19 protein-coding genes are annotated in these 18247 nt (G+C 38.0%); 10 read left to right on the forward strand and 9 right to left on the reverse strand.

Translation table 11 applies throughout. The features are described from left to right. Positions 1 to 120 precede the first annotated feature (120 nt). Positions 121 to 975 (forward strand): PhnD/SsuA/transferrin family substrate-binding protein, encoded by an 855-nt coding sequence (locus ABMY35_RS15010; RefSeq protein ID WP_349286957.1) that lies wholly within the window; start codon positions 121 to 123, stop codon positions 973 to 975. Continuing rightward, positions 975 to 1892 carry a hypothetical protein gene (locus tag ABMY35_RS15015; protein WP_349286958.1) on the forward strand — a complete coding sequence of 306 codons (918 nt, stop codon included), beginning with the start codon at positions 975 to 977 and terminating at the stop codon, positions 1890 to 1892. The genes ABMY35_RS15010 and ABMY35_RS15015 overlap by 1 nt, the downstream gene beginning before the upstream one ends. 63 nt (positions 1893 to 1955) lie before the next feature. Here the strand turns inward: ABMY35_RS15015 and ushA are convergent, their stop codons facing one another. Together ushA and ABMY35_RS15025 are read right to left on the reverse strand one after the other, a co-directional pair. Beyond that, positions 1956 to 3545 carry a bifunctional UDP-sugar hydrolase/5'-nucleotidase UshA gene (gene ushA / locus ABMY35_RS15020; protein ID WP_349286959.1) on the reverse strand — a complete coding sequence of 530 codons (1590 nt, stop codon included), beginning with the start codon at positions 3543 to 3545 and terminating at the stop codon, positions 1956 to 1958. Between the two features lie 68 nt (positions 3546 to 3613). Next, positions 3614 to 3793 (reverse strand): hypothetical protein, encoded by a 180-nt coding sequence (locus ABMY35_RS15025; RefSeq protein ID WP_349286960.1) that lies wholly within the window; start codon positions 3791 to 3793, stop codon positions 3614 to 3616. Positions 3794 to 4011: 218 nt separating this feature from the next. Here ABMY35_RS15025 and ABMY35_RS15030 point away from each other — a divergent pair, with 218 nt between their 5' ends. After that, entirely contained in the window at positions 4012 to 4530 is a 519-nt protein-coding gene (locus ABMY35_RS15030) for a GNAT family N-acetyltransferase (protein ID WP_349286961.1), read from the forward strand. Here ABMY35_RS15030 and ABMY35_RS15035 read toward each other — a convergent pair. From ABMY35_RS15035 to ABMY35_RS15045, 3 genes are read right to left on the reverse strand one after another with little or no spacing between them, the layout of a single operon-like run. Beyond that, on the reverse strand, positions 4523 to 5119 hold the full coding sequence (locus tag ABMY35_RS15035; RefSeq protein WP_349286962.1) for a PqiC family protein: 597 nt from the start codon (positions 5117 to 5119) through the stop codon (positions 4523 to 4525). The two genes, ABMY35_RS15030 and ABMY35_RS15035, sit on opposite strands and share 8 nt — an antisense overlap. Continuing rightward, positions 5119 to 6777: an intermembrane transport protein PqiB gene (gene pqiB, locus ABMY35_RS15040; RefSeq protein ID WP_349286963.1), complete on the reverse strand. Its 1659-nt coding sequence runs from the start codon at positions 6775 to 6777 to the stop codon at positions 5119 to 5121. Before pqiB ends, ABMY35_RS15035 begins: the two co-directional genes overlap by 1 nt. After that, on the reverse strand, positions 6770 to 7978 hold the full coding sequence (locus tag ABMY35_RS15045; RefSeq protein WP_349286964.1) for a PqiA/YebS family transporter subunit: 1209 nt from the start codon (positions 7976 to 7978) through the stop codon (positions 6770 to 6772). The genes pqiB and ABMY35_RS15045 overlap by 8 nt, the downstream gene beginning before the upstream one ends. A gap of 236 nt (positions 7979 to 8214) precedes the next feature. Here ABMY35_RS15045 and dnaK point away from each other — a divergent pair, with 236 nt between their 5' ends. Both dnaK and dnaJ read left to right on the forward strand, forming a co-directional pair. Beyond that, positions 8215 to 10143, forward strand: coding sequence for a molecular chaperone DnaK (gene dnaK, locus ABMY35_RS15050; RefSeq protein ID WP_349286965.1), 1929 nt, complete (start codon positions 8215 to 8217; stop codon positions 10141 to 10143). Positions 10144 to 10256: 113 nt separating this feature from the next. Continuing rightward, complete coding sequence (gene dnaJ, locus ABMY35_RS15055) at positions 10257 to 11393, forward strand: molecular chaperone DnaJ (protein WP_349286966.1); 1137 nt, start codon at positions 10257 to 10259, stop codon at positions 11391 to 11393. A gap of 43 nt (positions 11394 to 11436) precedes the next feature. On the opposite strand, the gene ABMY35_RS15060 is transcribed toward dnaJ, so the two are convergent. Beyond that, positions 11437 to 11670 carry a hypothetical protein gene (locus ABMY35_RS15060; protein WP_349286967.1) on the reverse strand — a complete coding sequence of 78 codons (234 nt, stop codon included), beginning with the start codon at positions 11668 to 11670 and terminating at the stop codon, positions 11437 to 11439. A gap of 445 nt (positions 11671 to 12115) precedes the next feature. On the opposite strand from ABMY35_RS15060, the gene ABMY35_RS15065 reads away from it, so the two are divergent. The 4 genes from ABMY35_RS15065 (at position 12116) to ABMY35_RS15080 (ending at position 16676) form a co-directional block, all read left to right on the forward strand. Beyond that, complete coding sequence (locus tag ABMY35_RS15065) at positions 12116 to 14362, forward strand: acyl-CoA dehydrogenase (RefSeq protein WP_349286968.1); 2247 nt, start codon at positions 12116 to 12118, stop codon at positions 14360 to 14362. A 210-nt stretch (positions 14363 to 14572) separates the two neighbouring features. After that, a complete protein-coding gene (locus tag ABMY35_RS15070) occupies positions 14573 to 15400 on the forward strand; it encodes a kinase (RefSeq protein ID WP_349286969.1) in 828 nt (275 codons plus the stop codon). Next, the gene (locus tag ABMY35_RS15075) at positions 15397 to 16212 is read left to right on the forward strand and encodes an SMR family transporter (protein WP_349286970.1); all 816 of its coding nucleotides are present in this window, start codon (positions 15397 to 15399) and stop codon (positions 16210 to 16212) included. The genes ABMY35_RS15070 and ABMY35_RS15075 overlap by 4 nt, the downstream gene beginning before the upstream one ends. A 71-nt stretch (positions 16213 to 16283) precedes the next feature. Further along, positions 16284 to 16676: a cytochrome b562 gene (locus ABMY35_RS15080; RefSeq protein WP_349286971.1), complete on the forward strand. Its 393-nt coding sequence runs from the start codon at positions 16284 to 16286 to the stop codon at positions 16674 to 16676. Positions 16677 to 16703: 27 nt separating this feature from the next. On the opposite strand, the gene ykgO is transcribed toward ABMY35_RS15080, so the two are convergent. Both ykgO and ABMY35_RS15090 read right to left on the reverse strand, forming a co-directional pair. After that, entirely contained in the window at positions 16704 to 16844 is a 141-nt protein-coding gene (ykgO, locus tag ABMY35_RS15085) for a type B 50S ribosomal protein L36 (protein WP_058032458.1), read from the reverse strand. A 14-nt stretch (positions 16845 to 16858) separates the two neighbouring features. Then, positions 16859 to 17110 carry a type B 50S ribosomal protein L31 gene (locus ABMY35_RS15090; RefSeq protein WP_349286972.1) on the reverse strand — a complete coding sequence of 84 codons (252 nt, stop codon included), beginning with the start codon at positions 17108 to 17110 and terminating at the stop codon, positions 16859 to 16861. A gap of 180 nt (positions 17111 to 17290) precedes the next feature. On the opposite strand from ABMY35_RS15090, the gene ABMY35_RS15095 reads away from it, so the two are divergent. Continuing rightward, positions 17291 to 17539, forward strand: coding sequence for a hypothetical protein (locus ABMY35_RS15095; RefSeq protein WP_349286973.1), 249 nt, complete (start codon positions 17291 to 17293; stop codon positions 17537 to 17539). A 2-nt stretch (positions 17540 to 17541) separates the two neighbouring features. On the opposite strand, the gene ABMY35_RS15100 is transcribed toward ABMY35_RS15095, so the two are convergent. Continuing rightward, the gene (locus ABMY35_RS15100) at positions 17542 to 18195 is read right to left on the reverse strand and encodes a DUF6058 family natural product biosynthesis protein (protein ID WP_349286974.1); all 654 of its coding nucleotides are present in this window, start codon (positions 18193 to 18195) and stop codon (positions 17542 to 17544) included. Between the last annotated feature and the right edge of the window lie 52 nt (positions 18196 to 18247).

Raw genomic sequence — 18247 nt, forward strand, 5'->3', positions numbered from 1 at the left:
ATGAAATTTAAATAATTTTACCTATTGTAATGAGTAAGTAAACTTGCTCTAATGGTCAAGTTGTCAATAAACTTACTTTTTGTTTTGTTAAAAAAATATAAATTATCGTTAAAAACTATCTTGTTCCTGTCTGTTATCGCTAGCACTTGGTTAGTTTGGCTATTATCACAATTGGTTATTACTGATACCTCTATACATCTGGTGCCTATACAGCAACATAAATTCCACTGCCAAACTGCATCAAGTGAGAACCAAGCCGTCTTTAGAGTTAAAGTACCCACAAAACAACTTGCTGAGCAAATACTTCCTGCGCTTTGTCAAAACAGTACTCTAAAACGTCAATTTGGTCATGTTGAAGTTTTTTGGGGGGGAAGTTTAGCTGAACAAATCGAGTTTTTTGGTAAAGGTATCGCAGATCTCATATTGAGCAAAGACAGTATTATGCAAGCACTTCGTGCCGATGCGACGCATAACTACACACCGATTATTGGCTATTCAAGTTACTCTGCATTTTTTATCTCGAATAAAGAAAAACCTAAACTTGAAAAAGCGTATTTCCTTGATAAACGTATAGGTTTGCTTGATTATCCAACCAGTCGGTCTGGCCATATTTTGCCAAAGAAAGCATTTAAGCAATTAGATTTAGATATTAAACACCTAAATATTACTTATGTTAGCTCTCACACCGCACTAAGAGAAAAGCTTGCAAATAATGAAGTAGATATCATCGCGTCTTATTGGAATGATAAGACTGATGACGAAAAGTTTTCTCATAACTATATTACCCCCATTGGTGATAATATTACAGGCAGCCGTTGGTACCTTAAATTGACTGAAAACAATACAGATCTCGCCTGTGCCGTTCAAACAATCACAACACAAATAGCGCAATCAGTAGGCAGTGCCTATTTTGAATCTCTAGAAAAGTTCTGGCAGTGCGATCTTTCACCTTATAAATTTATTGGTGAAAAATAATGATAAACATAAAACCACTTTATATTTTCACAGCAGCCGTTTTTGCTTTGTTAACCTTATTATTCTATTCGGGGCAAGAGAGCAAAATAGCACAGGCGGTTGCACTGCAGAGCGAACAAGTAGCTAAACGTGTCTCACTCGATGTCACCAGCCTACCATTAGCTGAACCACTTTTTAACTATGCAGGTAATCAGCAAGAAGTAGATATTTATATTGAGCAATTGAATCAACAACTTGAATCGCTTGATTCTAGAGTAAAAGTTGAATCTATATCTACTGTTAAGCCAAGTAATAAAGCGTTTTTGGAATTGTTTGCAAATTATAAAACTATCTATTTGGTTTTAATTGCTGATAGAAGCCATGTTAAATACACATACATTATAGTGATGTTACTTACCTTGGCTAACGCAATACTCTACCGCAAAGTATTTAGAAAACATATTGAAAACAGAGTGAAAAAACGAGCGGCTTCGGTAGAAACTATAAAACCGAAGTTAGTAGTTGATTTATATTCAAAGTCATTATTTATAGAGGGTATTAGTGAAATTCAAAGCCAATTGGCCAATAAACCACTTTGCTTTTATCTGGCAATGATCGAATTTAGCCATGCTTACCCGGATTTAAACCTTCATTTAAATAAGGACGTGCCAGCTGAGTTGCTTACTATTGCAGAAAAATATTTTCATAGGCTATCCGTTCTAGGACATACAGTTAGAAAAAGGCCAAATTTCTCGAACAGCTTAGAAAAAACCCTTAGCGAAATTAGGGCGGCACTTGACGAAATTTTAAGAGAAAGCCCAGATCTAAAAGCAAAACTGTACCCACCTAAAGCGCATGGTGAAGGGTCGCGCTCAAAGTTACATAGCTATGGTCTTAAGGATTTATTAGACAGTGATTATGAGATAAGAGGCAAATAATGAATTGAAAATGCCAGATATGTTCTGGCATCAATTGATAGATATAGACAAGACGACTAGAACTTATAGTTCGCTAACCTTAATAGGAGAGTACTTTTCGATATAGGCTTTTAATACTTCAGCATCAGTTCGCTCAGAGGGTACAAACCCTTTTCGTCCAACAAGTATTGGATATCCATCACCTCCTGCTGCATTGTAACTGTTAATACTCATTCTATAGGTTTTGTTTAGTTCTAAAGCTTGACCGTTAATTTTCACATTAACTAACTTTCCATCTTTTCGATCAAAGCTTAGACCTTCATATTGTAAATAAGCACCAGCGTCAGTCGGGAAAGAAGTAACGACTTCAAGGTAATCAATAAGATCTTTACCTATCCAATTCATTGCCGTAATTCTGTTCTTAAAAGGATGAACTTTTAAAACGTCTTTATAACTTATCTCGCCAGCTTCAATACTGTGACGGATACCCCCGCCACTGATCAGGCCAAAATCTGCTTTTACTGATTCTTTTTGTGCTTTAATAATTAGGCGTGCTAATGGGCTTTGCGTAAATCGCACAGTATCTCGTTTACCGTCTAAATATGCATCAGTAAAACCGATAGGTAAGTCAAGCTGACCTTTTCCTATTTTTTGGAATGGCCTTAATAGGTCTAACATGTCTTGATCTTCTTGAATATATTCCCCGATCACTTCACCAGTATCATTTCTTAAATTGACCGGAATTAGCTGATAATTCTCGAGTGTAATTTTTTCACCTTCGATTTTAAATTCAGCTTTACCAACATATTTTCCCCACTCATGGGCTTGCATGATCCAAGTGCCATTCTGATTATCTGGCTTACAAGCTTTTCCTGGTGCAAAACCTTTATCAGGGTTACCGAGTGAATCTACACAAACGGGTTCTTGAGAGTGTCCGCCAATGACCATATCGAGCGCGCCTTTTGGCAACTCTCTTGCTAAAGTGACATCGCCGGGTGCATTAATACCATATTTTGCATCGTGGTAATGGCCCATGTGTGTAACAGCAATAGTAACGTCGATCTCTTCATATTTATTATTAATATCGTTCAGTACTTTTTTTGCAGCGATACTCGGTTTGATAAAGTCTAAATGCCCAACATACTCGGGGTTTGCAATCTTGACTGTATCGACAGTGGTAAGTCCTATCACACCAATTTTAAGACCATTTTTTTCTATAATTGTGTATGGTTGGTATGCATGAGACGCATCATTCTTATTAAGAATATTCGCCGATAGAATAGGGAATTGAGCCCATTCAATTTGTTTATCAAGAATATGCAATGGATTATCAAATTCATGGTTGCCGATTGCCATTGCATCATAGCCAAGTAAACGCATACCTTTGAAATCAGGTTCTGCATATTGAAGGTCAGACTCTGGAACGCCTGTATTTATATCGCCACCCGAAAGTAATAAAACGGCATGGCCATTTTCTTGGGCTTCATTTCTAAGCCTGTCAACAAGTGTTTTTCTTGCTGACATTCCATATTCACCTTTTTCGTTCTGCCAAAAACGTCCATGGTTATCGTTAGTGTGTAGGATAGTAAGGTATTCAGCTTTTGACTGCTGAGCTGTGTAGGTAGCACACCCTGAAAGTGTTATAGCTACCGAGAGAGCTAATAATTTGCGCATAATAAACCCGTGTGTAGTAATTACGCGCTTAGTTTAAACTATATGCTCTAAAGCGCTACAGGTGGGCACTAATTTCTTTTTGAGCAACTTTTAAGCACGGCCGTTTCCCTTCTCAGCAATTCTTGTTTTGCAAATGCACATTTCTCATGGTCAATTTCAACCATCCAGTTTAAAAAGCTTGCAGGCAAACTCGTGTATTTCTCGCCTTGATGAAGGCCGAAATCACAAATAGGTGATTCAGTATGCATTACTTAACCTGTTCTGTTGTTTTTATAGCCACTGCATCCTATCAAATTCAGATTAAAATAAAAGAACAAAACGTTACAGAAAGGTTAATTTTAATAGCCGCTAGTTTTAAGCATTACTTTCTACATTAGATATTTAGCTGTTTAATTAATAGTATCTATTATAGATTGTATACAGTTTTGGTTTGGTATATCCAAGAGTAAGGGATTAGGGTTCTATCGTGAAATTGAATACAGAGAGATTATTGCTAAGACAGGCAACTTTAAATGATGCTGGTTTTATTTTTAAATTATTGAATCAAGATAGTTTTAAAAAAAATATAGCTGATAAAAGCATTAAAACTCATAAAGATGCAGAGCATTACATTGAAACAGCTTTTTTAACACCTTATAAGTTAGATACATTTTCACCTTATGTTGTGTGTCTGAAAAGCAACGATAAAGATTTCAAGCAAATTGGTGTATGTGGCTTATACAAAAGACCAGCATTACAGTACCCAGATCTTGGTTATGCGTTTTTAGATGAGTTTACTGGCTTTGGTTATGCGCTCGAAGCGGCAAGATGCGTTATTGATCACTCATTAAATGTTCTAAGACTTAAATATCTCTGTGCGCTCACTGATCCTGAAAACAGGGCAAGCATAAATTTACTAATAAAATGTGGGTTCAACTTTGAAACACAAATCATCTTAAACGAAGCGCAAGAAGTGAGTAATCTTTATCAACTTAAACTTAAATAGATTTCGCTAGAATAACGTCTGATATTTTATCAGTAAGTTTTTCCCAACCAGTTTGATGCGCTTTGATGAGCGCATCAAATCCAGAGTCTTTCAGTGGGGTTGAAATTGAGAAAAACTCAGAACTTAATAATTGCTTTCCTTGGGCGTTAAATTGATAAATAAACCACTGGCCTTCAATCAACGAACCAAACTCATAATGGCCTGCAAGTTTAGTAACAGTCACCTGGAGCATAAACTCACCATCTTGAGGCGCTGTTTTTCCGGCAGGGATCACTTTGTAATTTGATACCTTTTTTACCAAGCCACGTGCCATGGAGTCGGTAAACGTATATTTAGGGTGCTGAGACCAAAAGTGATAATTGGTAATATTGACAGAGTTATCTCTTAGTATCTGTATTAGAGGCTGTTGATCTGCAACGCCTTGGATCTTTACTTGATTGATATGTAGATATTTAGTTCCCGTCTGCTCAGAAGTTTTTGATCTGTCTTCTTGTTGATACGCAAAGTCATAATATTTTAACTGAATGTTTTGGCCTGACGAGCAAGCTGTTAACGTCAGTAGTACCAATATAATAGTTAAATTACGCATTATCGCTTCTCTGGAATTGGGTCATTTGGAATGTTTTTATCAAATATCAGCATAGTTGGTTGTTCATTAAACCCCTTTGAAAGAGGTTTAAGTGTATTTGATAAATTTTCTAGCTCTTGTAATGTATTGGTTAACTGATCGACAACACCTGAGTCTTGTTGGTAGCTAGACAATGTGGATTCAAATTGCTTCAAGCTACTAGTTAGTTGAGTTAGTGTTGTTTCTAATTGTGTTAAATTTTTAGCCACTTTATCTGCAGTCTCGTTGTTATTTAGTTCGTGGATCATGACCTTTAATTCATCTGCAAGAGATTGGTATGCCACTAATGTATTGTTTAATGTGTTGGTGGTTTGCTCGAATGGCAGCTTATTCAATTTGTTAACCAAGGCTGTCATTTGTTCCGATAAAGCAGTAAAACCACTCGATATGCTTGGAAGAACGGGGTATATGTCAGTTTTAGTGACATAACTCATCTCATTAGCATTATTATAAAAATCAAAATCTATATATACCGCACCGGTTAACAAATTACCACTTTTTAGTGATGCTCGTAATCCAGATTTAATCCATTTGTCTATATTTTGTTGCCAATATTGTTTTGCTAACTGCTCATTCTTATAAATTCTGCCATATTCAATTTTTATCAGAACCGGCACTTGTGTATTGTCTTGCTCAAAGTATATCGGTTCTCCATTTTTTTCTATTTGAGCCGGAGCTTGTTCAACAGTGCCAATCCTCATTCCCCTGTATTCCACAGGTGCACCTGCATTGAGACCACGAATTGACTGTTTAAATTCGACAATATAAAAGTCAAAATCATCAAAGCGTTTCTCTAGTGCTTGCGAATAGTTTTTATGCAAAGCGTAAGTTTTATTAGCGAGTGCTATATCATTAGGCTTTTGTTCAGGAGGGTAATCAACTGATATACCGCCTTTGATTAACTTAGATAAACTTCCAGTTGAAAATTGTACACCGGATGTATTGAGGCTAAAGTCAACCCCCGAACTAACCCAGAAAATAGTGTTGTTAGTGATCAGTTTATCATATGGAGAAAAGACAAAGATGCCGTAATGCATAGACAAGGTATCAACATCAAATCGTCCGGATTCAATCTGGCCTATTCGGTAACCCCTAAAATAGATAGATGTACCAACATCGAGCACTTCTGCTGAGCTTGCCGTCAACTTGAAACGCATACCATCTATGTCATTACTTATCAAAGCAGGTTCATCTTGCAGGGTGAATAAATATGACAGGCTTTGGCTTTGTCCAGGCTCTAACTCTAAATACGCTCCTGATAATAAGGTATTCATACCTGATATGCCTGATTGATCTATGCGAGGCTTAACAACCCAGAATTTGGCATCTTCAGTTAGTAAGTCACCATATTGATTGTCGATTTGTACTTTAGCTAACACACCATTTTGAGATAGATCCAATTCAAGTCCTTTGACTAAACCGACCTTAACATTTCTTACTTTAACTTCTGTTTTACCAGCAGTGATGCCATCTGCAGTAGTCATTTTCACATAAATTGTATGACCTTGATCTGCTTGGTATTTAAATAACATCCAAGCAGTTATAAGCAGTGCGATAATTGGAATAATCCAAATCACAGTAAATTTTGGCTTAGACTCGATATAAGCATGTTCATTCATGATTGTGAAACTTGTCCCATAAAATCCGAGGGTCAAAACTATTCACGGCGACGATCTGACATAACACCATAATAGTAAAAAAAACGATACCAATTTGAGGTTCAACACTGAGCACAGTACCAAGTTGTACCAAAGAAACCAAAATAATCACGACGAAAACATCAATCATTGACCATTTCCCCATTATTTCCAACCAACGATAAATTGTGCTTGCCCGTTTAGGGTGCGTACACTTTCTCGATTGTAATATTAAGTAGAACAATGCCACGGCTTTAATAATCGGAATACAGACACTGGCTAAGAATATTAGCATAGCGACTGGGTATGAGCCTGATTGCCACATAACAACTACGCCAGTGAAAATAGTAGCAGGTGTTTCATTGCCTAGATTAACGGTATTCATAATGGGTAGCAGGTTTGCAGGGATTAAAAAGACCGTTGCAGTGACCATCCAAACAATTGCTCTTTGCGCTGAGTTTGGCTTTCTGAAATAAGTTTTAGTATAACACCGCGGGCAATGGGTTTCTCTGGTAAGCTGAGAGCAAGTTAAACATTGTTTGAGTTCTTGTGCTCGCGCACTTTTACCATCATGAAGCAGTGCGGGTTGAAACAGCATCTGCTGCCTCTCCCATAATTCAGTTTCATTTACAAGAGACAACGTCTCTATAAAACAAACTACAAATAGAATATAAGCCCAAAAGCCAAGGCCAAATCCAATATCAGCGAGTGACATTAATTTAAAAACACTGACTAAAACGGCTACTAGGAATATATCGGAGAGATTAAGCGTTTTTGTCTTATTGAGTAAACGTGCTAGATAGCGAGCATTATGAGGATTTAGGTCTTGCCAATAATGGCTGTTAGTTAATAGTACAAGTAAGCATACAAGCAGTGGGATTAAAAATGTACTGAACACGAAAATACCAGACAGAACGACACTATATTTATCTGCGAGCAAACTAAAGGCCTGCCATAAACTTATATCTTGAACTAGTCCATGTTGACTGAAGCTTACAAAAGAGGGATAAAGACTAGAAAACAGGAATAATAGACTGGTAAGGCTGAATGCAATCAACCATTGTTGTTGATTAGCTTGATAACTGACTATCTCATTTTTACAACAAGGACAAATTGCACGCTGATGTTCTCCAAGTGAAGACACACGAACTAATGAGTCACAATGTTTGCAGGCGAGGATCATATATAGCAAGTTTTATTCTACTTAAGTATCTACTGAGTTTGATTTACAGCAGTAAACAAAGCAAGGTAATTGCGTTATTTGGTATTTAAAGAAGAAAAAGTGTCTACAAAACAGGCAAAAGAAAAATAATTTCAAAAAAATGCATTTTTTTTTATTTTTACGCTTGAATTCAAAAACACTGCCCCTATTTACTAGTCATCGAAACGAACAACGAATTTTGAAGTCGGAGAAGATTCATGGGTAAAATTATTGGAATCGATTTAGGTACTACTAACTCTTGTGTTGCAGTACTAGATGGTGATAGCGCACGCGTTATTGAAAATGCTGAGGGTGATCGCACAACCCCATCAATTATTGCTTTCACTGAAGAAGGTGAAACTTTAGTAGGTCAGCCAGCTAAGCGCCAAGCGGTTACAAACCCTAAAAACACATTATTTGCAATCAAGCGTTTAATCGGTCGTCGCTTTGAAGACGAAGAAGTGCAACGTGACATTAGCATCATGCCTTTCACTATTACTAAAGCAGACAATGGTGATGCATGGGTAGAAGTACGTGGTGAAAAACGTGCTGCACCTCAGATTTCAGCTGAAGTGCTTAAGAAAATGAAAAAGACAGCAGAAGACTTCCTGGGTGAAGAAGTAACTGAAGCTGTAATCACAGTACCAGCTTATTTCAACGATTCTCAGCGTCAAGCGACAAAAGATGCTGGCCGTATCGCGGGTCTTGAAGTGAAGCGTATCATCAATGAGCCAACTGCTGCTGCACTTGCATACGGCATGGACAAGAAACAAGGTGACAATGTTGTTGCTGTATATGACCTTGGTGGTGGTACATTCGATATCTCAATCATCGAAATCGATGAAGTAGATGGCGAGCACACGTTTGAAGTACTTGCTACAAATGGTGACACGCACTTAGGTGGTGAAGACTTCGATAACCGTGTTATCAACTACCTAGTAGCTGAATTCCAAAAAGATCAAGGTATTGACCTTAAAAATGACCCGCTTGCAATGCAGCGTGTTAAAGAAGCAGCAGAAAAAGCTAAGATTGAGCTTTCAAGTGCACAGCAAACAGAAGTTAACTTACCTTATGTGACTGCAGACGCTACTGGTCCTAAGCACATGAACGTAAAACTTACTCGCGCTAAGCTTGAGTCTTTAGTAGAAGATTTAGTAACTCAATCAATTGAGCCATTAAAGCGTGCACTTGCTGATGCAGACCTTTCTGTCAGCGACGTTAACGACATAATCCTTGTTGGTGGTCAAACACGTATGCCACTAGTTCAGAAGACAGTAACTGAGTTCTTCGGTAAAGAGCCTCGTAAAGACGTTAACCCTGATGAAGCGGTTGCTGTAGGTGCTGCAGTTCAAGGCGGTGTATTAGCGGGTGACGTAAAAGACGTACTATTACTAGACGTTTGTCCTTTATCACTTGGTATTGAGACTATGGGTCAGGTAATGACTGCGCTAATTGAGAAAAATACGACTATCCCTACTAAGAAGTCGCAAACATTCTCAACTGCAGAAGACAACCAGTCAGCAGTAACAATCCATGTATTACAGGGTGAGCGTAAGCGTTCAAGTGACAACAAGTCTCTTGGTCAATTCAACCTTGAAGGTATTCGTCCAGCACAACGTGGTGTACCACAAATCGAAGTAACATTTGATGTTGATGCTGATGGTATCTTACACGTTTCTGCAAAAGATAAAGATACTGGTAAAGAGCAAAAGATCACTATTCAAGCTTCATCTGGTCTAAACGACGATGAGATTGAGCAAATGGTTCGTGATGCTGAGGCGAATGCAGAAGAAGATAAGAAGTTCGAAGAACTTGTTGCTTCACGCAACCAAGCTGATGCTATGGTTCACGGTACGCGTAAGCAAATCGAAGAAGCGGGTGATGCATTACCAGCAGAAGACAAAACTGCAATCGAAGCTGCACTTTCTGAATTAGAAACTGCAATTAAAGGCGAAAGCAAAGAAGAGATCGATGCTAAAGTTCAAGCTCTAGCTGAGAAATCTCAGAAGCTTATGGAAATTGCTCAAGCAAATGCACAAGCGCAACAAGCACAAGGTGCTGACGCCGGTGCTCAGCAGCAAAGTTCAGCTAAGCAAGATGATGATGTTGTTGACGCTGAATTCGAAGAAGTAAAAGATAACAAGTAATTGTTATTTCCAGGGCGCGTAAGCATTGCTTAACGCGCCCTTAGTCTATCTAAAATTCAGTTTTTTAAGCCTTGAGCAAGTAGGCTTATCCTTATCTAAGAGTAATAAAAACTATGTCAAAACGTGACTATTATGAAGTACTTGGTGTTTCTAAAGATGCCAGTGAACGTGACATAAAAAAAGCTTATAAACGCTTAGCAATGAAGTACCACCCAGATAGAACAGCGGGTGATGCGGATTTAGAAGCCAAGTTTAAAGAAGTAAAAGAAGCATACGAAGTACTTACAGACAGTCAAAAACGTCAGATGTATGACCAATACGGCCACGCAGCGTTTGATCAAAATGGTGGTGGCGGCCATGGTGGCTTTGGCGGAGGCCATGGTGACTTTGGTGATATTTTCGGTGACGTATTCGGTGATATTTTTGGTGGCGGCGGTCGTCGTCAATCTCGTCAACAACGTGGTTCAGACCTTCGTTACAATATGGAACTTAGCCTTGAAGAGGCCGTTCGAGGTAAAGAAGTTGAAATCAAGGTGCCAACTTGGGTAAGTTGTGAACCATGTGACGGAAGTGGTGCTAAAGCTGGGTCTAAACCTAAGACGTGTCCAACTTGTCATGGTGCTGGTCAAGTGCAAATGCGCCAAGGCTTTTTTGCTGTTCAGCAAACATGTCCTACATGTCAAGGTACAGGCTCTGTTATTTCAGATCCATGTGATAGTTGCCATGGCCAAGGGCGAGTTGAGAAAACCAAAACGCTTTCAGTAAAAATTCCAGCAGGCGTTGATACTGGCGACCGTATTCGTCTTACGGGTGAAGGTGAGGCCGGTATGCATGGCGCCCCATCTGGTGATTTATATGTGCAAGTTTCTGTTCGTGAACATCCGATATTCACGCGTGATGGCAATAATTTGTATTGTGAGGTGCCAATTAGCTTCACTACAGCAGCGGTCGGCGGTGAAATTGAAGTACCAACCCTAGATGGCCGAGCAAACCTCAAGATACCAGCTGAAAGCCAAACAGGCAAAATGTTCCGCATGCGTGGTAAAGGTGTTAAATCTGTACGCAGCGGTTCAGTCGGTGACCTAATTTGTAAAGTGGTAATTGAAACACCAGTAAACTTAAATGACAGACAAAAAGAACTGTTAAAAGAGTTAGAAGAAAGCATGGGTGCAGACAACGGTAAAAATAGACCGAAAGCACAAGGTTTCTTTGATGGTGTTAAGAAGTTCTTCGATGACTTAACAAAGTAAAATTTGTTGAACCAAAAACGGCGCTACGCGCCGTTTTTCTTTTCTAATCTAAAATTAATAGATAGTCTTGTTCACCCTCACATCGACATGCTTGTGATAGACCATCCTTTTGACCAAGTAAACTTCCTGATTTACAACCAAATAATTGGCATTTTGCCTCACAGGCCATTGTATCTCGCCATGTGACATACTCGTCATTCATGAAACTAAATGCAGAAGTAACCGTCAGCATGCCTATGAAAAGAGTGAGCACTTTAAGCTTTGATTTAAGCCACATGCGACACCTCTTTTTCATAAGTATTAGACTTTAGTCTAATGCTTAAACGCCATTGTTCAAGTAAAGAGTCATGTTATGTTGGCAATCAATTTAAGCTGTATTTTTAAAATTTAATGTTTAGAACTAACCTCCTAAATTCAGATTCTTTAGCTATGAAAATTGGAGTGATTGATTTATATACTAAAATTTAATTTGAAGATTTTAATTCCGACTTGGCTCTGAATTTTTCTGTTGTTTTAATAACCTAAATCTGTAAGTTCAGATTTTTATATTCAAAAATTTTCTAAGTTGAGCTTACACGTGTAAGCCTATCTATTTCAATGACTTAAACTATCATTTGCAAAGGCATAGTAATTTTCTTGTTAAATAATTGCATAGAGTAATTGATCTAACGCGTTTTTTGTGCCGTAATGTAGGTATATTCAACTGGTCTGATGAGTTAGTTATGAGTTTAAGAACACAATTTAGAAAAGTATTACCAAGTATCTCAATTACAGAACAAGAAGCGCTAGACGCAGGTGATGTTTGGTTAGAAGGTTCAATCTACCAAGGTAAGCCTGATTTTAGTGCACTACGTGCAGTGCCTGAGGCGACACTTTCGGCAGATGAACAAGCTTTCATTGACGGTCCAGTGAAAGAGTTAATGGCTATGATTGATGATTCTGTTATTCAAAACAGTAAGCATCTTCCTGAACATATTTTAGATTTCTTGAAGAAAGAACGCTTCTTTTCTTTGATCATTCCAAAATCTTACGGTGGCCGTGAGTTTAGCCCTTATGCTAATTCCACTATCGTAGGCACAATCGCGACTAAATCTTCAGCTGTAGCTGTAACTGTTATGGTGCCAAATTCATTAGGCCCGGGTGAGTTATTAATGCACTATGGTACTGAAGAGCAACGTGCGCATTACTTACCTCGTCTAGCTAATGGAACTGATATTCCATGTTTTGCACTTACCAGCCCTGAAGCAGGTTCTGATGCCGGTGGTATTCCAGATCAAGGTATCGTAACTAAAGGTATGCACAATGGTGAAGAAGTTCTAGGTTTAGAGATTACTTGGGACAAGCGTTATATCACTTTAGCACCTATTGCATCAGTACTAGGTCTGGCATTCAAAGTATTTGATCCTCAAGGTATATTAGGCGGTAAAGAAGAGTTAGGTATTACGTGTGCGTTAATTCCAAAATCACATCCAGGTGTTGAGCTTGGTAATCGCCATGATCCTATGGGTATCCGTTTTTATAATGGTACTACGCGCGGCAATAAAGTGTTTATTCCAATGGAGTTCATCATTGGCGGTCAGAAAAACATCGGTCGCGGCTGGCAGATGCTTGTTAGTTGTCTTGGGGCTGGTCGAGGTATCTCGCTTCCAGCTTTAGGTGTTTCAACAAGCCAGGTAGCACTTAAGTCAGCTTCAGAATATGCCGCGGTTCGTGAGCAGTTTGGTCTATCAATTGGCCAATTCGAAGGTATTCAAGAAAAGCTTGCTGACATAGCAGGTAAAACTTACCTTCAAGAGTCGATGCGTGTGTTGACCACTGAAGGTTTAGGCATGGGGCTGAAACCGTCAGTTGTTACTGCTATCGCAAAATATCATATGACTGAAATCGGTCGTGATGTGCTTGACTCGGCAATGGACATTCTTGCTGGTAAAGCTATACAAAACGGTCCTCAGAATACACTAGCAAGCGGATATGTGGCGCAACCAATCGCAATTACTGTTGAAGGCGCAAACATTTTAACTCGCAACCTGATGATCTTTGGCCAGGGTGTTATGCGTTGTCACCCGCATCTTCAAGAAATGGTTGAAGCTATTCATAGCGAAGAATCTGATGCCGATAAGAAATTTAATAAGAAATTCCGTCAAACTGTGGGTTACGGTATTTCGAATGGCTTACGTGCATTCGGCTTAGGTTTAATGCCATTTATGGCCGGCAGTCAGAGTTCATTGTCTGAAGTTAAGCCATATGAGAAAGCGGTTATGCAATTATCATCTCGTTTAGCTCTGTTTGCTGATTTCTCATTATTGGTACTAGGCGGAAAGTTAAAACAAGCTGAAATGTTGTCTGCGCGTCTTGGTGACGTAATGAGTTACCTTTACGCAGCTATGGCTTCAATTAAGTACTATGAGCAGAAAGTATCTGAGTCAGAGCGTACACAAGCTGCTCCTTATTTCCATTATGCAACGCGCTGGGCATTACAAAATGCTGAAAACGCGTTACATAAATTCTTAGATAACTTCCCTGCAAGTTTTGCTCGCAAGTTCTTACGTGTAGCAACATTACAATTTAGCCACAGAATGGCAAAAATTGATGACAATTTAATTCGTGAGTTAGCTGCTGCAGCACAACAAGACACGGCATTTAAGTCTCAAATTACAAAGCTAGTTAAACCAACTGCAGGTGATGGTCATGACATTAACGAGCAAGCGTATAAAGCGAAAATGGCGTGCCTAGATTTACTTAAAGTTCTTAAGAAAGCACTTCGTTCTAAACAAGTAAAACCAGGTGTGCGTTTTGTTGACACATTAGATAATGCTTTAGCCGCAAATGTCATTACTAGCGAGCAATATACCAAGTTAATTGATTACAACAAGAAACGTGAAAAAGCGATTCGAGTTGATGAGTTTGATTTCGACTTAAACCTTATTGATGATTGTCCGTTAAATGCTGAGATTCAGCAGGCCAGTTAACAATCGTGGAGAACAACGCCCAGCAATTAGCTGGGCGTTTTTATTTTAGGCGCGTACAATAAATCTAAGTTTAATAGTATTTTAAAAGTCATTGCTTTGAGTACACGTAATTTAGAAAAGTACATACCTGAGCTTAAGCTCACAGATTTATCTATATCACTTTGGAGTGGTTGTGGGCAAATTCAATCAGGCTTCTTTAATTCACAGCCAGTGATAGTTAAACTCAGTGAAATTCCAGAAAACATAAATCACCAAGTCATTTCACAAACTGATTTTGCCAAACAGAGAAAAGATAAGTCTTATCTGAACGAAATCAATTTTTACAATGACCCGACATGTCATGCAGCTTTTGAGAAAGTAAGACCCTATTGTTACTTTGCAAAGAGAATTGGGGCTTTAAATGTTTTGATTTTAGAAGATTTTAAATCAAAGAGTTTTCAAAACATAGATGTTCATAAACTTGAACACATCTATGCAGTTGTTAATTGGTTAGCCCAGTTTCACGCTCAAGGGCTTACCCTTATCAAATCAGAACCATTTCCATTAGGCGGTTATTGGCATCTTGAAACAAGGCCTGATGAGTTTGAAAAGATGAAATTCATTGATTTAAAACATCAGGCAATTTATTTGGCAGACTCACTTTACAAGGCTAGCTATAAGACGTTAATACATGGCGATTCTAAGTTAGCAAACTATGCATTTGATAAAAATTACAATGTACTTGGCTATGATTTCCAATATGTCGGCTCTGGTATTGGGTTACAAGATGTCATGTTGTTTATGACCAGTGTATTTAATGGTGAAGCGTGTGAAAAGTATGAAGAATCAATACTTAATTTATATTTTGAAAGTTTAAAGAATGCACTGAGTAATACCATGAGCATAAAAGAGTATGAACTTTTAGAGCGTGAATGGCGTACTCTATGGCCAATAGTATGGTCTGATTTCTATCGTTTTTTAAATGGCTGGAAACCTGAACATAAAAAAATAACGCAATTCATGCAAAATAAGTTTTCAGAAGTTCTAAACAAGATATGATTTTTTCTTTTCTAAGTGCGCTTTGCTGGTCTTTATTTGATATTGCAAGAAAAGAGCTAGCCCAGCATGTTAATCCAAAGTTCTTGTCGCTTGCAATGAGCGTCAGTGTTCTGCCTTTGTTCTTCTTATCGTGGGGATTTCAAGGGTTTCAATTCCCGAGTAGTTCTTATTATTTTCCAGCAACGATAAGTGGCGTACTTGCTGCAATAGGCAGTGTTTGTTTTATGTTCGCGATCTCGAAAGGCAAACTTGCAATTGTATTATCTATTACTGCTTGTACACCGTTTATTTCAGCTGTGTTCTCATTCTTTTTTTTAGAAGAACTACTCTCTCAATTCGAGTGGTTAGGCATTGCATTAGTTGTGTTTGCAATCATGCTACTTGCTGGCACGTCAATTAACACACGTGATAAATCAAGCTTATATGCATTAATTACTGCACTTGCATGGGGCACCTGTATTGTATTCGATAAACAAGCATTAACTCATGGCTCAAGTTCATTCCATGGCATGTTTTTGACATCCATAATAATTGCTGTTTTGTCTATCAGTTTGCGAATTGACTACCAATGGCGAGCCTTGCTGAGAAATTTTAAGTGGTGGCTTATTGCAGTAGTAGTGTTTTTTGGTGCTGTATTTCTTCAATTCGCAGCGCTTGAATATCTAAACCCAGGTGTAGTTGAGGCCATAAAGCGAGGAATTGGCATTGTACTCGCTGTAATTATTGGTTGCGTATTCCATAAAGAAATTCTGTCTAGCAAGCAAATAATCGGTGTTTGCTTAGTTTTGTCTGCAACTTATTTCTTCATGTAAAGGGGCTTTACAAACCGCTTTTTTATTTTTCTAGAAAACTTATAATGTCCACTCGATCATTCGGAGTTTATATGAATTATTTAGTTTTATTGCTTTTCTCAGCCAGTATGTTCAGTTTTAGTTCTTCTGCACAGACAAGCGATTTATCAGTAACAATGAAAAACATAGGCCATGCGTACAAAAAGGCAGTTCGCTCAACTGACGGTAAAGAAATAATGAGTCAAATAGATGAAATGATTATTTTGATTCAAAAAAGTAAAAAGGCTAATTTCAAAGCTGATTTAAAAGAGCAATCAATCGAGGGATTAGATAAGGTCATCACCGTATTACAAGAATCAAAGCGTTTTGTAGAGAAAGGTGAAATTACGAAAGCTAAGGCAAAATTAAAGAAAGTTGATGTACTTCGAGAGAAATATCATGAGCTACACGAGCCACCAAGTGTTTGGGAGCTATTATTTGGATAGAGAAAAGCGGCATAAATGCCGCTTTATTTATTTTTTCTTTTTCTTCATGCCTTGGACGGCTTTGAACCTAGGATTAGATTTACAGATCACAAATACTCGGCCACGTCTTTTTACCACTTGGCAACCAGGGCGACTCTTGGCACTTTTTAAAGAACTGAGTACTTTCATAAATTTTCCTTATATTATTTGCTTGCAAGATTTTTGAAGCGGCGCTTGAATTGAGCAACACGACCATCAGAAGCTGTAATTTTCTGTTTACCTGTATAGAAAGGGTGAGATTCACTTGAAACATCAATCGGCACATATGGGTAAGTTACGCCATCAATTTCGACTGTTCTATCAGATTTAATTGTCGAACCAACAATGAAGTATTTATCGATAGAAGTATCGTGAAATGCCACTTGTTCGTAATCAGGATGAATATTAGGTTTCATAGAATGCTCTTATGTTTTGTTATAATATCTCGCATGTTATTCTAAATGAAAACTATTTGCAAATGGGTTTTAGGTAAATTTCTCGATTTTGATGGTTTGTTGTGCAAACAAACACCTTGTCTCTAGCTATTCGTTGTAGGCCTGTTATAAATAAGGTGTAAGTTTTAAAGGGAAGCAACAATGGAAGAGCTAAATAATTTGGATAACACCGTGATTGATTCGCTCAAAAATAAAGATCACAGTGGCATTAACAAACAACTTGATCAGTTGAGTTGTTCTCATAGTGACATCATTGAGTTACTTGCAGAATATGTTGTGTTAGCTGAACAAGATGATGAAAGCTTTGATGCTTGGTACGACGGTCTTTGCGAAGATAAATTAAAAGTTTTAAAGGCATTTGAAATTATGAGAGCTCACTTAGAGTCGTGAGCTCATCTTACCGATAAATCATATTGCTTTATTAAACGCTCAATATAACGCTGTCGAATAAGCTGTTTTGGCAATAGTGGATTGTCTAGAGCAACTGCGTTATTAAGTTGTCTGAGTGCAACATGAAGGATTTTTCGTGTCTCCTCATCGAGTATGTCTAAGCTAAAATCTTCAGTTAAAAATGAAATAACATACTTAAATAGATCGATAGCAACGATTTCTTCTATCTTTCCTGTAGAACTGATTGCGCCATATTTTCCTACTAAGAAATATTGCCAACTCGATTGAATAGATTCTTCTAGATCTTCTGTAAATGAGGCGATAAGAGTTTCAGGCAAACCATGCACTAACTGATTCAAAGTCTGTTGATAAAGATTCCCAAAATACATGAATGCTTGGCTTGATGACTCAATATTATGCTTTATAAGTATCTGAGCCCAAGCTAGATATCCTCTCGGGTAATATGCAATCTGCTCTGTATGCTCTGTGATCCCTAAGTAAGAATTGACTTGAAGTTTATTTTCTATAACGAAACTGCTCGCTGGAAACAAACCTGATTCTTGCCACTCAAATAAGATATCTACATTGACTCTCGCAGATTGGCATATTTCTATAGTTTGATAAAAATTTTCATTGAAATAATTAAGTAAGCTCATAGTGATACTGGTTAAATATACAGTGCTTGTATTTAATCAGTAATACAACCAA

Source organism: Pseudoalteromonas sp. BZB3 (assembly GCF_040104455.1).
Classification (GTDB): domain Bacteria; phylum Pseudomonadota; class Gammaproteobacteria; order Enterobacterales; family Alteromonadaceae; genus Pseudoalteromonas.